Origin of the sequence: Streptomyces sp. NPDC048337 (assembly GCF_043201175.1) — a bacterium.
GTDB lineage: Bacteria > Actinomycetota > Actinomycetes > Streptomycetales > Streptomycetaceae > Streptomyces.
Window position 1 is genome coordinate 18800 of sequence record NZ_JBICYR010000039.1, and the last position, 13253, is coordinate 32052.

At 70.6% G+C, this 13253-nt stretch carries 15 protein-coding genes and 3 tRNA genes; 3 read left to right on the top strand and 15 right to left on the bottom strand.

The genetic code is table 11. The features are described from left to right. Nucleotides 1-128: 128 nt before the first annotated feature. From rplA to ACGFYU_RS35995, 5 genes are all read right to left on the bottom strand, one after another. Entirely contained in the window at nt 129-857 is a 729-nt protein-coding gene (gene rplA / locus ACGFYU_RS35975; protein WP_030388881.1) for a 50S ribosomal protein L1, read from the bottom strand. Between the two features lie 87 nt (nt 858-944). After that, complete coding sequence (gene rplK / locus ACGFYU_RS35980) at nt 945-1379, bottom strand: 50S ribosomal protein L11 (RefSeq protein WP_266785572.1); 435 nt, start codon at nt 1377-1379, stop codon at nt 945-947. A 170-nt stretch (nt 1380-1549) separates the two neighbouring features. After that, nucleotides 1550-2473 (bottom strand): transcription termination/antitermination protein NusG, encoded by a 924-nt coding sequence (gene nusG, locus ACGFYU_RS35985; protein WP_393831516.1) that lies wholly within the window; start codon nt 2471-2473, stop codon nt 1550-1552. Between the two features lie 84 nt (nt 2474-2557). After that, the gene (secE, locus tag ACGFYU_RS35990; RefSeq protein WP_030825982.1) at nt 2558-2839 is read right to left on the bottom strand and encodes a preprotein translocase subunit SecE; all 282 of its coding nucleotides are present in this window, start codon (nt 2837-2839) and stop codon (nt 2558-2560) included. A gap of 106 nt (nt 2840-2945) precedes the next feature. Continuing rightward, nucleotides 2946-3018, bottom strand: a tRNA-Trp gene (locus ACGFYU_RS35995). 204 nt (nt 3019-3222) lie between these two features. Here ACGFYU_RS35995 and ACGFYU_RS36000 point away from each other — a divergent pair. After that, nucleotides 3223-4449, top strand: a complete 1227-nt coding sequence (locus ACGFYU_RS36000) for a pyridoxal phosphate-dependent aminotransferase (RefSeq protein ID WP_393831517.1) — start codon at nt 3223-3225, stop codon at nt 4447-4449. Between the two features lie 301 nt (nt 4450-4750). After that, on the top strand, nt 4751-5770 hold the full coding sequence (locus ACGFYU_RS36005; protein ID WP_393831518.1) for an adenosine deaminase: 1020 nt from the start codon (nt 4751-4753) through the stop codon (nt 5768-5770). Here ACGFYU_RS36005 and ACGFYU_RS36010 read toward each other — a convergent pair. The 10 genes from ACGFYU_RS36010 to ACGFYU_RS36055 form a co-directional block, all read right to left on the bottom strand. Next, nucleotides 5760-6176, bottom strand: a complete 417-nt coding sequence (locus ACGFYU_RS36010) for a hypothetical protein (RefSeq protein ID WP_393831519.1) — start codon at nt 6174-6176, stop codon at nt 5760-5762. The two genes, ACGFYU_RS36005 and ACGFYU_RS36010, sit on opposite strands and share 11 nt — an antisense overlap. A 16-nt stretch (nt 6177-6192) precedes the next feature. Beyond that, the gene (locus tag ACGFYU_RS36015; protein WP_393831520.1) at nt 6193-7248 is read right to left on the bottom strand and encodes a UDP-N-acetylmuramate dehydrogenase; all 1056 of its coding nucleotides are present in this window, start codon (nt 7246-7248) and stop codon (nt 6193-6195) included. Between the two features lie 68 nt (nt 7249-7316). Next, nucleotides 7317-7715: a DUF3291 domain-containing protein gene (locus ACGFYU_RS36020; RefSeq protein ID WP_393831521.1), complete on the bottom strand. Its 399-nt coding sequence runs from the start codon at nt 7713-7715 to the stop codon at nt 7317-7319. Between the two features lie 75 nt (nt 7716-7790). After that, nucleotides 7791-9269: a DHA2 family efflux MFS transporter permease subunit gene (locus ACGFYU_RS36025; protein ID WP_393831522.1), complete on the bottom strand. Its 1479-nt coding sequence runs from the start codon at nt 9267-9269 to the stop codon at nt 7791-7793. Nucleotides 9270-9347: 78 nt separating this feature from the next. Further along, a complete protein-coding gene (locus ACGFYU_RS36030) occupies nt 9348-9917 on the bottom strand; it encodes a TetR/AcrR family transcriptional regulator (RefSeq protein ID WP_393831523.1) in 570 nt (189 codons plus the stop codon). Nucleotides 9918-10039: 122 nt separating this feature from the next. Next, on the bottom strand, nt 10040-10468 hold the full coding sequence (locus ACGFYU_RS36035; protein WP_393831524.1) for a MaoC family dehydratase: 429 nt from the start codon (nt 10466-10468) through the stop codon (nt 10040-10042). A 1-nt stretch (nt 10469) separates the two neighbouring features. Then, complete coding sequence (locus ACGFYU_RS36040) at nt 10470-10922, bottom strand: MaoC family dehydratase N-terminal domain-containing protein (RefSeq protein WP_393831525.1); 453 nt, start codon at nt 10920-10922, stop codon at nt 10470-10472. A gap of 151 nt (nt 10923-11073) precedes the next feature. After that, the gene (gene rpmG, locus ACGFYU_RS36045; RefSeq protein ID WP_003956487.1) at nt 11074-11238 is read right to left on the bottom strand and encodes a 50S ribosomal protein L33; all 165 of its coding nucleotides are present in this window, start codon (nt 11236-11238) and stop codon (nt 11074-11076) included. An 88-nt stretch (nt 11239-11326) separates the two neighbouring features. Beyond that, a tRNA-Met gene (locus tag ACGFYU_RS36050) sits at nt 11327-11399 on the bottom strand. Nucleotides 11400-11447: 48 nt separating this feature from the next. Next, a tRNA-Thr gene (locus tag ACGFYU_RS36055) sits at nt 11448-11520 on the bottom strand. A gap of 343 nt (nt 11521-11863) precedes the next feature. Between ACGFYU_RS36055 and ACGFYU_RS36060 the strand changes: the two genes are divergently transcribed. Then, a complete protein-coding gene (locus tag ACGFYU_RS36060; protein WP_393831526.1) occupies nt 11864-13222 on the top strand; it encodes an amidohydrolase family protein in 1359 nt (452 codons plus the stop codon). Nucleotides 13223-13253: the final 31 nt, after the last annotated feature.

The following is a 13253-nucleotide window of genomic DNA, read 5'->3' on the forward strand; positions in this document are numbered from 1 at the left end:
CCATCGAGGGATATGTGGCCCTAAACACGCAAAACGGGCCCCTCGCCACCCCGTGAGGAGGCGAGGGGCCCGTTCAGCCACTCAGAGTGGCTGCGAGGCCTTGAGGCTCAGGGAGCCGTCAGGGGAACTCAGACCGCGGCCGGGTCTTCCTCGACGAGGAGGTTCCGGGTGCGGTTCGGGTCCAGCTGGATGCCGGGGCCCATGGTGGTGCTCAGGGCGGCCTTCTTGATGTAGCGGCCCTTCGCGGCGGACGGCTTCAGACGGAGGATCTCGTCCAGGGCCGCGCCGTAGTTCTCGACCAGCTTGTCATCGGAGAAGGAGACCTTGCCGATGATGAAGTGCAGGTTCGAGTGCTTGTCGACGCGGAACTCGATCTTGCCACCCTTGATCTCGGTGACAGCCTTGGCGACGTCCATCGTGACGGTGCCGGTCTTCGGGTTCGGCATCAGACCACGCGGACCGAGCACGCGGCCGAGGCGGCCGACCTTGCCCATGAGGTCCGGGGTGGCGACAACGGCGTCGAACTCGTTGAGGCGGTTGCCCTTGGCGATCTCGTTGATCAGCTCGTCGTCGCCGACAATGTCGGCGCCGGCGGCTTCCGCGGCCGCAGCACGGTCACCGGTCGCGAAGACCAGGACCCGGGCGGTCTTGCCGGTGCCGTGCGGGAGGTTCACGGTGCCGCGGACCATCTGGTCGGCCTTGCGCGGGTCGACACCCAGGCGGAAGGCGACCTCGACGGTGCCGTCGAACTTGGTCGTGGAGGTCTCCTTGGCGAGACGGACGGCCTCGAGCGGGGCGTACAGCTTCTCCCGGTCGACCTTGGCGTCCGCAGCGCGGAGAGTCTTGCTGCGCTTCACTTCTGCTCCTGTGTTGTTTCTTCAGGCGTGGAGTCGTGGTGCGGACCAGCGCTGGCCCTACCACTGGTGGTGCTGGAGGTGGCTGGATCAGCCTTCGACGGTGATGCCCATCGAACGCGCGGTGCCGGAAATGATCTTCACGGCGGCGTCGATGTCGTTGGCGTTCAGGTCGGGCATCTTCAGCTCGGCGATCTCGCGGACCTGGGCGCCGGTGAGCTTGGCGACCTTGGTCTTGTGGGGCTCGCCGGAGCCCTTCTCCACGCCCGCGTGCTTCAGGATGAGGCGCGCGGCCGGCGGAGTCTTGGTGATGAAGGTGAAGGAACGGTCCTCGTAGACCGTGATCTCCACCGGCACGACCATGCCACGCTGCGACTCGGTCGCGGCGTTGTAGGCCTTGCAGAACTCCATGATGTTGACGCCGTGCTGACCGAGCGCGGGGCCGACCGGCGGAGCCGGGTTGGCCGCACCGGCCTTGATCTGGAGCTTGATAAGCCCCGTGACCTTCTTCTTCTTGGGAGGCATTGCTCTCTCCGGGTCCTAGTGAGAGTTTTCAGCCGCACATCCGGTCATCCGGATGGAGGCATACCGCACCACGATAACGGGTATCGGAGCGGGGCTAAAAACCGAGCAGGTCAGACCGCCCTTGGGGGGCGGTCTGACCTGTCCGGAAGCTGAGTCTCAGAAGAGGTGGATCAGTTCTTCTGGATCTGGTCGAAGCTGAGCTCGACCGGGGTCTCGCGACCGAAGATCTCGACGAGGCCCTTGACCTTCTTCGAGTCCGGGTTGATCTCGTTGATCGTCGCCTGCAGCGTCGCGAACGGGCCGTCGGTGACGGTGACCGAGTCGCCGACCTCGAAGTCCAGGACCTCGATGGTGCGCTTGACGGCGGGCGCGGGCAGACCGGCGGCCTCCGCGGCGGCCTTCTCGGCCTTCTCCTTGGCCTCCGGCGCGAGCATCTTGACGATCTCGTCCAGGGTCAGCGGGTACGGGTCGTACGCGTTGCCGACGAAGCCGGTGACGCCAGGCGTGTTGCGGACGACGCCCCAGGACTCGTTCGTCAGATCCATGCGGACGAGAACGTAACCGGGCAGCTTGTTCTGCCGGACGTTCTTGCGCTCGCCGTTCTTGATCTGGACGATCTCTTCCTCGGGCACCTCGGCCTGGTAGATGAACTCCTCGACGTTCAGCGAGACGGCGCGCTGCTCCAGGTTGGCCTTCACGCGCTTCTCGTAGCCGGCGTAGGTGTGGATCACGTACCACTCGCCGGGGAGGAGGCGCAGCTCGTCGCGCAGGGCCTGGATGGGGTCGACGGGCTCGGCGGGCTCGACCTCGGTGGCCTCTTCGGCCGCCTCGTCGGCCGCGGCCTCGAGCTCGGCGTCGCCCTCGACCTCGGCGTCGTCGGCAACCGGCTCTTCCTCGGCGTCGTCCTCGACCTCAGCCTCGAGGTCGCCCTCTTCCTCGACGTGCAGCGCGGCCTCTTCGGCGGCGACACCCGCCTTGGCGTCGGCGCGCTCGGCCTCGTCAGGGTCCACAGCGTCCGCCGCCTCGACGATGTCGAGCGCGTCCTCGACGGACTCGACGGAGTCGTGGCTCGCGTTCAGGTTCGGGTCAGACACGGTGGCTGCTTCTTCCTGGATACAAAAGGTGGTGGAACATGCGAAAACGGGCGGCACCCATCAAGGCGCCGCCCTCCGCGGGGATCAGCCGAAGACGAACTTGATGGCTTCCTGGAACCCATAGTCAATCACGGTCACCAGACCGATCATGATGACGACGAAGACAATCACCACGGTGGTGTACGTCGTGAGCTGGTTGCGAGTGGGCCATACAACCTTGCGGAGTTCCGCGACGATCTGGCGGTAGAACAGCGCGAGCCGACCCAGAGGGCCCTTCTTGCCGCGCTTGCCGCCCTTGCGGGCCTTCTTCTCGCGCGTCTCGTCCTCGGCGTCAGGCATGTCGATGGAGCCCAGGGCGTCCGTCACGTCTCTCACCTGAATCCGGGTCGTGGCCGTAGCGCGCCCGGTTGCGCCGCACGGCGTTGCATCGAAGTACGTACCTGCGCACACACATCCGAGGAGGAGTGTGGAGCAGGGCCGGAGGGACTCGAACCCCCAACCGCTGGTTTTGGAGACCAGTGCTCTACCAATTGAGCTACGACCCTTTGCGTCCCCCAACCTACCGCATCCGGGCGAGTGCACGGAGTGCTCACGCTTTGCAGCGGCTGGCGAGGTCCAACGACAGGTGAGTGTACGTGAACCGGGCCCTGACGTCGAACAGAACCCGTCCCGGCCGTGAACCGGTATCCCCCGGTCCGCTAACTGAAACGGTGTGCGGCGCTTCTGGGCCGTCTGGGACGATTGCTCGCATGACCTCTGCAACGCCTTCCTCCGAGCGCCGCGTCTCCGTCCGTATCGGCGCCATTTCCGAGTCCGCCACCCTCGCCGTCGACGCCAAGGCCAAGGCCCTCAAGGCCGCCGGGCGCCCGGTGATCGGCTTCGGCGCGGGCGAGCCCGACTTCCCGACCCCGGACTACATCGTCGAGGCCGCGGTCGAGGCCTGCCGCAACCCGAAGTACCACCGCTACACGCCCGCCGGCGGCCTGCCCGAGCTCAAGGCCGCGATCGCCGCGAAGACCCTGCGCGACTCCGGCTACGAGGTCGACGCGTCGCAGGTCCTGGTCACCAACGGTGGCAAGCAGGCGATCTACGAGGCTTTCGCGGCCATCCTGGACCCGGGCGACGAGGTCATCGTCCCGGCCCCGTACTGGACCACGTACCCGGAGTCGATCCGCCTCGCCGGCGGTGTCCCGGTCGAGGTCGTCGCCGACGAGACCACCGGTTACCGCGTCTCCGTCGAGCAGCTCGAGGCGGCCCGTACCGAGCGCACCAAGGTCGTCCTCTTCGTCTCCCCGTCCAACCCGACGGGCGCCGTCTACAGCGAGGCCGACGCCGAGGCGATCGGCCGCTGGGCCGCGGAGAAGGGCCTGTGGGTCCTCACCGACGAGATCTACGAGCACCTCGTCTACGGCGACGCGAAGTTCGTCTCCCTCCCGGCGATCGTCCCCGAGCTGGCCGACAAGTGCATCGTCGTCAACGGCGTCGCCAAGACGTACGCGATGACCGGCTGGCGCGTGGGCTGGATCATCGGCCCCCGCGACGTCGTGAAGGCCGCGACCAACCTGCAGTCGCACGCCACCTCCAACGTCTCCAACGTGGCCCAGGTCGCGGCGCTCGCCGCCGTCTCCGGCAACCTGGACGCCGTCCACGAGATGCGCACCGCCTTCGACCGCCGCCGCCAGACCATCGTGCGGATGCTGAACGAGATCGACGGCGTGGTCTGCCCGACCCCCGAGGGCGCGTTCTACGTGTACCCGTCGGTCAAGGGCCTCCTCGGCAAGGAGATCCGCGGCAAGCGGCCGCAGACCTCCGTCGAGCTCGCGGCCCTGATCCTCGACGAGGTCGAGGTCGCGGTCGTCCCGGGCGAGGCCTTCGGCACCCCCGGCTACCTCCGCCTCTCGTACGCCCTGGGCGACGAGGACCTGGTGGAGGGCGTGTCCCGCATCCAGAAGCTCCTGGCCGAGGCCAAGGCCTGACGCGGCCCGCAGCACCATCCCTGAGCGGCGTCTCCCCCACGGGGGGTGGCGCCGCTCAGGCGTGTCCGGGCCGGGGGAGCTGCCGCTGCGCGGGGCTTCCCGGTCTCCGCCCGGACCCGCGCCTCAAACGCCGGCGGGGCTGAAATTGCCCTACGGGCAACTCGCCCGCGCTGGGGCAGAGCCCCGGGAGGCTCCACGCAGCGGGCCGCTCCCCCGCCCCGACCCCGCGCTCACGTTCGGGCAAGCCCCCGATAGGTAAAATCCCCTCCCGCCGAGCGCAGCGGTACGGCAGGATCGCTGAATGGAGCACCTCCGCGATCTCACGCTTCTGCCAAAGGCCCACCTGCACCTGCACTTCACCGGCTCGATGCGCCCATCGACCCTCCTGGAGCTGGCCGACAAGTACGGCGTCCGCCTCCCGGACGCCCTCACCGCCGGCGAGCCCCCCAAGCTCCGCGCCACCGACGAGCGCGGCTGGTTCCGCTTCCAGAGGCTCTACGACGCCGCCCGCTCCTGCCTCCGCGAGCCCGAGGACATCCGTCGCCTCGTGCGCGAGGCCGCGGAGGAGGACGTACGAGACGGCAGCGGCTGGCTGGAGATCCAGGTGGATCCCACCTCCTACGCCCCCCTCCTCGGCGGGATGATCCCGGCCGTCGAGATCATCCTCGACGCCGTCGACTCCGCGTCCCGCGAGACCGGCCTCGGGATGCGCGTGCTGATCGCCGCCAACCGCATGAAGCACCCGCTCGACGCCCGTACCCTGGCCCGCCTCGCCGTCCGCTACGCCGACCGCGGCATCGTCGGCTTCGGCCTCTCCAACGACGAGCGCCGCGGCATGGCCCGCGACTTCGACCGGGCCTTCGCCATCGCCCGCGAGGGCGGGCTCCTCGCCGCCCCGCACGGCGGCGAGCTCACCGGCCCCTCCTCCGTCCGCGACTGCCTCGACGATCTGCACGCCTCCCGCATCGGGCACGGCGTCCGGGCCGCCGAGGACCCGCGCCTCCTCAAGCGCCTCGCGGACCGGCAGGTCACCTGCGAGGTCTGCCCCGCCTCCAACGTCGCCCTCGGCGTCTACCAGCGCCCCGAGGACGTCCCGCTGCGCACCCTCTTCGAGGCCGGGGTGCCCATGGCACTCGGCGCCGACGACCCGCTGCTCTTCGGCTCCCGGCTCGCGGCGCAGTACGAGATCGCCCGCCGCCACCACGCCTTCACGGACGCGGAGCTCGCCGAGCTGGCCCGCCAGTCGGTGCGCGGTTCGGCCGCGCCCGCCGACGTACAGGAGAAGTTGCTGGCCGGGATCGACCACTGGCTCACCTCGTGAGCCGCAGGTCCCCCTCGTAGCAGTCGGCGCGCACCCGGCCCCCGTCGGGGAAGCCGATCTCCAAGTGGGTGCGGCCCTGCTCGGGCAGCGCGAACTCGGCGACCGAGGCCACGGTCTCGCCGAGGTGCCGCAGGAAGGGGTGGTCGCCGAGGTCCTCACCGACCTCGATGCGGCCCCACTCCCCCATGTCGTACGGCTCGTGCGGCGCGGAGGACTCGACGATGAGGCACTGGTCGGACCCGGTGGTGATGCGGATGGAGTCGCCGACGCTGTCGATCAGCCAGACGTCGAGGGGAGCCTCGGAGCGCTCGCCGTCGCTGATGTGCCAGGACGCGACGACTCGGCTGAGCGTGCGCCCCACGAGGCGGGTGGGGTCCGTACCGGCCCCGTGCAGGGGACAGAGCATGGGCGGCCGGGGCTCCTCAGATGCTGACGCCGACCGTCACCGGCTCGTTGACCAGGGTGACGCCGAAGGCCGCGTGGACGCCCGCGACGACCTCGCGGGCCAGGGCGAGGAGGTCCTCGGTGGTGGCCTCGCCGCGGTTGGTGAGGGCGAGGGTGTGCTTGGTGGAGATGCGCGCGGGGCCGGTGCCGTAGCCCTTGGTGAAACCGGCCTTGTCGATCAGCCAGGCGGCGCTGGTCTTCGTACGGCCGTCGCCCGCGGGGTAGGCGGGCGGGGTGGTCTCGGTGCCGAGGCGGTCCTGGACGCGGGCGAGGAAGGCGGCGTAGGCCTCGTCGGTCAGGATCGGGTTGTGGAAGAAGGAGCCGGCCGACCAGGTGTCGTGGTCGGCGGGGTCGAGGACCATGCCCTTGCCGGCGCGCAGCCGCAGCACGGTCTCGCGGGCGGTGGCGGCCGGGACCCGGTCGCCGGCCTCGACGCCGAGGGCGCGGGCGGTCTCGGGGTACTTGATCGGCGCGGAGAGCCCGCCGGCGTCCTCCAGGTCGAAGCGGACGCGCAGGACGACGTAGCGCTCGGGCTCGTGCTTGAAGAGGCTGTTCCGGTACGAGAACCCGCACTCGGCGGCGCTCAGCGTGACGGTCTCGCGGCGGACGCGGTCGTAGGCGACGACCTCGGTGATGGTGTCGCAGACCTCCTGGCCGTACGCACCGACGTTCTGGATCGGGGTGGCGCCGGCCGAGCCGGGGATTCCGGCGAGGCACTCGATCCCGGCGAGCCCGGCCTCGACGGTGCGGGCGACGGCGTCGGACCAGTTCTCGCCGGCGGCGAGCTCCAGGGTGGTGCCGTCGAGGGTGAAGCCCGTGGTCGCGATGCGCAGGGCGGTGCCGGCGAAGCCCTGGTCGCCGATGACCAGGTTGCTGCCGCCGCCGATGACCAGGAGCGGGGTGCCGCTCTCGTCCGCGGCGCGGACGGTGGCGACCACCTCGGCGTCGGTGGTCGCGGTGACCAGCCGGGCGGCGGGGCCACCGAGGCGGAAGGTGGTCAGCGGGGCGAGGGGGGCGTCGTGGAGTTCCTGCACGTGGACAAGAGTACGGTCCGTGCCGCTCGCATCCCGGCGGGGCCACGGACCGTACTCGCCCGAGGGGCTCAGTAGCTCGTCTTCTCCTCGGCCAGGCGGCGCTCGGCCTCGGCCCAGGTAATGGGCAGTTCGGAGGCCCGTACGGTCCAGAAGGTGAAGGCCGATTCCTTCATGTAGGCGCTGGCCGCGCGGGAGCTGGAGCGGTGGGGCTCGCTGCCCGCGAAACGGTAGAGCGCGTCCCGGTCCTGCCAGGCGGAGAGGGTCAGGAAGGTCCGGCCGAGGACGCGTGCCCGCAGGGCGACGCCGTGGGCGCCGGGGGCCTTGCGGATCTGGCCGATGATGCCGGGGGCCTTGAGGAAGAACTTGACGGCCCCGGGGAGGGTGGCGGTCTCGAAGCGGGAGGCCATGACGTAGACCTCGGCGTCGGGGGCGGCCTGGGTGGGGGTGGACCACGGGATGTCGGGCATGGCTGGCTCCTCCGTCGTTCGTTCGTACGGACTATGAGGATGGTAAGGGTCTTAGTCGCCTTTTGGGTAGTACATTTACCGGATGGCGGGGATCTTGTCCGGGGTCCCGGCAGGGGCGGGGGCCGGCTCGGCGTGGGCCGGCTCGGCGGCGGCCTTGGACCGGCGGGGCAGCAGCAACGCGAGCCCGGCGGCCAGGGCGACCGCGGCGGCGCCGATCCACAGGGCGGGGATCGTGCCGTCGGTGAAGGCCCGCGGGGACTCGTAGCCGCCCTGGGCGGAGAAGACCGAGGCCAGGACGGCCACACCGAGGGCTCCGCCGACCTCGCGCAGCGCGCTGTTGGCGCCGGAGGCCCTGCCCTGGTCGGCGGGGGTCACGGTGGACATCACGGCGTTGGCGGCGGGGGCGAAGTAGAGGGCCATGCCGATGCCGCTGAGGATCAGCGCGGGCAGCTGGGCCGCGTACGAGACGTCCGGTTCGAGGATCATCGCGAACCAGCCGAGGCCGAGGGCCTGGAGCGCCAGCCCGGTGGCGACGACGGGGCGGCCGCCGATCCGGTCGGAGAGGATCCCGGCTACCGGGGCGACGAGCATCGGCATGCCGGTCCAGGGGAGCATGCGCAGCCCGGCCTCGGTGGGCGAGTAGCCGGTGACGCCCTGGAGGAACTGGGCGAGCAGGAAGATCGAGCCGAACATGCCGAGGTACATCAGCAGGCTGGCCGCGTTGATCCCGAGGAAGCCGCGGTTGCGGAAGAGCCGCATGGGGAGCATGGGGTTGGCGTTGTTGAAGCCGTGGTGGATGAAGCCGCCGACGAGGGCGCTGCCCGCGATCAGACCGGTCAGCACGGGGGCGCTGGTCCAGCCCTCGGAGTTCGCGTTGACCAGGCCGTAGACGATCCCGAAGAGGCCGCCGCTGATGAGCAGGGTGCCGGGGATGTCGAGGCGCGCGCCGGGGGCCGTGGACTCGGCGAGGCGCAGCCGGGCGAGGGGTATCAGCGCCAGTCCGATCGGGACGTTCAGCCAGAAGATCCACTGCCAGGAGATGTGCTCGGTGAGGCTGCCGCCGATCAGGGGACCGCTGGCGACGGCGAGGCCGGTGACGGCGCCGTAGATGCCGAGGGCCATACCGCGCCGGGCGGCGGGGACGGCGGCGGTGAGCAGGGTCAGGGTGAGCGGCATCATGATCGCGGCGCCGACGCCCTGCACGGCGCGGGCGGCGATCAGCGCGTCGATCCCGGGCGAGAGGGCGGCCGCGGCGGAGGCGCCGGTGAAGACGGTGAGCCCGGCGATGAACAGCCGCCGGCGCCCGAACCGGTCACCGAGGGCGGCGCCGAGCATGAGGAGGACGGCGAAGGTGAGCGTGTACGCGTTCACCGTCCACTCCAGGTCCTCGAGCTTGCCGCCGAGATCCGCGCGGATGGCGGGCAGGGCGGTGGTGACGACGAGGTTGTCGAGGGCGGCCATGAAGCTGGCGACGCCGGTGAGGACGAGGGCCCAGACGGCGGGCCCGCGGAGCTTGGTCTGGTCCGGATCCTGCGTGTTCACGGTTGTCTTCACGATTCCCCCTGAGGATTGTTAGTTATTGCTGACTAACTTTCGCGCGCATGAGTGGGCCGCCGGACAGGCGGCGCGCCCTCACTTCTCCAGGCGGCCCTTGCTCTGGGCCTCGGGGTAGAGCCCCTCCCAGACCCGGTGCTCGGGCGGGAAGCCCATGGCGGCGAGGGTGTTGATCAACATCCCGTACGCCATGAAGGTCGTGGTCTCCTTCGCGTCGCCGCCGAAGGGCACGTGGACCGTGTCCCACAGCTCCATCCAGCCCTTGCGGACGAGCTCGCCGAGCTCGTGGTCCCCGGCCGCTTCGGCGGCGGCGACGGTGACGTACATCTGGAGCTGCATCTGGAGCTTGTCGGGATCCTCGGCGATGAGCCGGGTGTAGGCGTTCGCCATGGCCTTCGTGGCCTCCTCGCCCTGCAGCCCTTCGCCGGCCTCGGCGAAGACCTCGCGGGTGTCGCGCATGCACCGCTCGGCGGCGGCGAGGAACATGGCCTGCTTGTTCGGGAACAGCCGGAAGAGGTACGGCTGCGAGACGCCCACCCGCTCGGCGATCGCCGCGGTGGAGGTCCCGTAGTAGCCACCGCGGGCGAACTCGTGCATCGCCGCGCGGATGACGCTCTCGCGCCGCTCTTCTGCGCTCATCCTTGCCATGCGTTCTAAGTTAGTACTCAATCACTAACTACGCAAGGGGCTCGGCTGCGCGGTGGAGTTCCGGGGTGGGCGGGGCGCGAACGCCCCGCCCCCGCCCTCACGCGAGTTCGACCACCGCGCGCTTACGCGAGCTCGACCACCGCGCGGGACATGCCCAGCACCTTCTGGCCGGCGCTCATGGCCGTCAGGTCGACGCGGACGCGGTTGTCGTCCAGCTTGGCGGCAACCTTGGCCGTCACCTCGATCAGGCCGCCCCGGTCGTCGTTCGGGACCACGACCGGCTTGGTGAAGCGCACGCCGTACTCGACCACCGCGCCCGGGTCGCCGGCCCAGTCGGTGACCACGCGGATCGCCTCGGCCATGGTGAACATGCCGTGCGCGATCACGTCCGGCAGGCCCACCTCCTTGGCGAACTTCTCGTTCCAGTGGATCGGGTTGAAGTCGCCCGAGGCACCGGCGTAGCGGACGAGCGTGGCGCGCGTCACGGGGAAGGACGCCGCCGGCAGCTCCGTGCCGACCTCGACGTCCGCGTACTTGATCTGCGCTGCCATGTCAGGCCTCCTCGGGGGCGCGGGAGACGAGCTTCGTCCAGGCCGTCACCACGTGCTCGCCGGACGCGTCGTGGACCTCGCCGCGGATGTCGATGATGTCGTTGCCGGCCATCGACTTCACGGCCTCGATGGTGGAGGTCACCGAGAGCCGGTCACCCGCACGCACGGGGCGGGAGTACGCGAACTTCTGGTCACCGTGCACGACGCGGCTGTAGTCCAGCCCCAGCTGCGGGTCCGCGACGACCTGCCCGGCGGCCGCGAAAGTGATCGCGAACACGAAAGTCGGCGGAGCGATCACATCGGGGTGGCCGAAGGACTTGGCGGCTTCGGGGTCGGTGTAGACGGGATTGGCGTCACCCACCGCCACCGCGAATTCGCGGATCTTCTCCCGGCCGACCTCGTACGGATCGGTGGGCGGGTAGCTCCGCCCCACGAAGGACTGGTCGAGAGCCATGACTCACTACCTCCTGCTGAAGGAACACAAATGACACAAAGACAGGTGCAGACAGGTGCGCTGACCCACCAGCCGTGGAAACGACACGAGGCCGTCCCCCATTGAAGGGGACGACCTCATGACGGTGCCTATATTCGAGACTTCGCTGGGGTCAGCGGGTCTCGCGGTGCGCGGTGTGCGAGTTGCAGCGCGGGCAGTGCTTCTTCATCTCAAGACGGTCCGGGTTGTTACGCCGGTTCTTCTTGGTGATGTAGTTCCGCTCCTTGCACTCCACGCAGGCCAGCGTGATCTTCGGGCGGACGTCGGTGGCAGCCACGTGAGTGCTCCTTGACGGACTATGGGACGGATGAACGCATAAAAGAGTAGCCGATCGGGAGACCGACCCCGCAATCGGCTACTGTGTGTAGCGGCGACCGGACTTGAACCGGTGACACAGCGATTATGAGCCGCTTGCTCTACCGACTGAGCTACGCCGCTTTGATGTGATCGACTCCCCACCCGAGGGTGGGGGGCCTCTCTCACCAGAGCCCCAATGCGGAATCGAACCGCAGACCTTCTCCTTACCATGGAGACGCTCTACCGACTGAGCTATTGGGGCGAGCGATGAAGACATTACACGGTTGCCCGCCGATCGCCCAAATCCTTTGCGGGGACAGGGCTCCGAGGGGGTTCGGAAGCCTTTCTTGATCAGCGCGGCCAAGGCTCCCCGCCCGCTTCCGGGCCGTTTTGTGTGCGGGCTCACACCGCCCCGGGGCGGGCGACGCCCGGCCGTGCGGCGCACGCGCGAGCGCCGAGGCGCGTGGGCACCACACCGGTACGACTATTGCGCTCTTCCGTGAAGCGGGCTTCCCCGCGCCCTAGGCTCTGAGCACGCTGCGTGATCTTGGGCCGCAGGCCGCGGCCGGGGGCCCAGGAACCGCCCGAGCCACCGCAGGAGCGCGATGTCCGACAGCCAGCCGCAGCAGCCGTTCCACTCCCCGCGCAGCGGCCGCGGCGAGGGCGGCGGGCACGGACCCGCACACGGCCCCTCACACCTCCGCGGAGCCGGCGCAGGCCAAGGCCCCGGTTCCGCCCACGGCCCGGGCAACGCGGCCGCCGCCGAGGCCACCACCCTGCTGCTCGCCGGGGCCCGCCTCACGGACGGCCGTACCGTCGACGTCCGCCTCAGCGGCGGCCGGATCCAGGCCGTCGGCACCGCCGGCAGCCTCCCGGCCCCCGCGCTGTCCCGGGTGGACCTCGGCGGCTACCTGCTCCTGCCGGCCCCCGCCGAGCCCCACGCCCACGGGGACACCGCCCTGACCGCCGACGGCGAGGGGCCCGTCTCGTACACCCCCGACGAGGTCCAGCGCCGGGCCACCGAGGCCGCCCTGCTCCAGCTCGGCCACGGCGCCACCGCCGTACGCTCACACGTCCGCATCGGCGACGTGCACGGCCTCGGCCCCATGGAGGCCGTCCTCCAGGCCCGCCGCTCCCTGCGCGGACTCACCGACCTCACCACCGTGGCCGTCCCCCGGCTGCTGACCGGGGTGGCCGGCGCGGACGGGCTCGCCATGCTGCGCGACGCGGTCAAGATGGGCGCCTCCGTCATCGGCGGCTGCCCCGACCTCGACCCCGACCCCACAGGCTTCCTCGAAGCCGTCCTGGAACTCGCCGACGAGCACGGCTGCCCCGTGGACCTGCACACGGACGGTGACGACCCCGCCCGCCTGGCCCGGCTCGCGGCGATGGCCGGCGGGCTCCGCCCGGGGGTGACCATCGGCCCCTGCGGCGGGCTCTCCCGGCTGCCGCTGGACGCGGCGACCCGCGCCGCCGACCAGCTGGCGGCGGCCGGCGTACGGGTGACCTGCCTGCCCCAGGGCGACTGCGCGGCCCTGGAACGCCGCGGCCTGCGCACCGCCCCCGTACGGCTGCTGCGCGCCGCCGGGGTCCGGGTCTCGGCGGGCAGCGGGGCGCTGCGGGACGCCGGGAACCCGGTCGGCCGCGGCGACCCCCTGGAGGCCGCCTACCTGCTGGCCTCCCAGGGCGGGCTCCGGGCCGGCGAGGCCTACGAGTCGATCAGCAGCGCCGCCCGCGAGGCCATGGGCCTGCCGGAGGTCCGCGTGGAGGCCGGCTTCCCCGCGGAACTGCTCGCCGTGCGCGGGGATCGGATCGCGGGGGTGCTGTCCCTCGCGTACAGCCGCATCGTGATCCACCGCGGGCGGGTGGTAGCCCGTACGAGTGCCGTACGGGAGTACTGCGACTCGGCCGTGGCAGTGGCCCTGGACCTGCCCCGGCAGGGCCGTACGGAGCCTGGTCCCTGAGGTTCCCCGTGCGTTCGCGGGCGGGGGCGCC

Bases quoted from the DNA above. Each gene is read 5' to 3' on its own strand.
- ACGFYU_RS36030 (WP_393831523.1), bottom strand. From the start codon at position 9,917: ATGGCAAGGATGAGCGCAGAAGAGCGGCGCGAGAGCGTCATCCGCGCG.
- ACGFYU_RS36005 (WP_393831518.1), top strand. From the start codon at position 4,751: ATGGAGCACCTCCGCGATCTCACGCTTCTGCCAAAGGCCCACCTGCAC.
- rplK (WP_266785572.1), bottom strand. From the start codon at position 1,379: ATGCCTCCCAAGAAGAAGAAGGTCACGGGGCTTATCAAGCTCCAGATC.
- ACGFYU_RS36040 (WP_393831525.1), bottom strand. From the start codon at position 10,922: ATGGCTCTCGACCAGTCCTTCGTGGGGCGGAGCTACCCGCCCACCGAT.
- ACGFYU_RS36020 (WP_393831521.1), bottom strand. From the start codon at position 7,715: ATGCCCGACATCCCGTGGTCCACCCCCACCCAGGCCGCCCCCGACGCC.
- ACGFYU_RS36010 (WP_393831519.1), bottom strand. From the start codon at position 6,176: ATGCTCTGTCCCCTGCACGGGGCCGGTACGGACCCCACCCGCCTCGTG.
- ACGFYU_RS36000 (WP_393831517.1), top strand. From the start codon at position 3,223: ATGACCTCTGCAACGCCTTCCTCCGAGCGCCGCGTCTCCGTCCGTATC.
- ACGFYU_RS36035 (WP_393831524.1), bottom strand. From the start codon at position 10,468: ATGGCAGCGCAGATCAAGTACGCGGACGTCGAGGTCGGCACGGAGCTG.
- ACGFYU_RS36060 (WP_393831526.1), top strand. From the start codon at position 11,864: ATGTCCGACAGCCAGCCGCAGCAGCCGTTCCACTCCCCGCGCAGCGGC.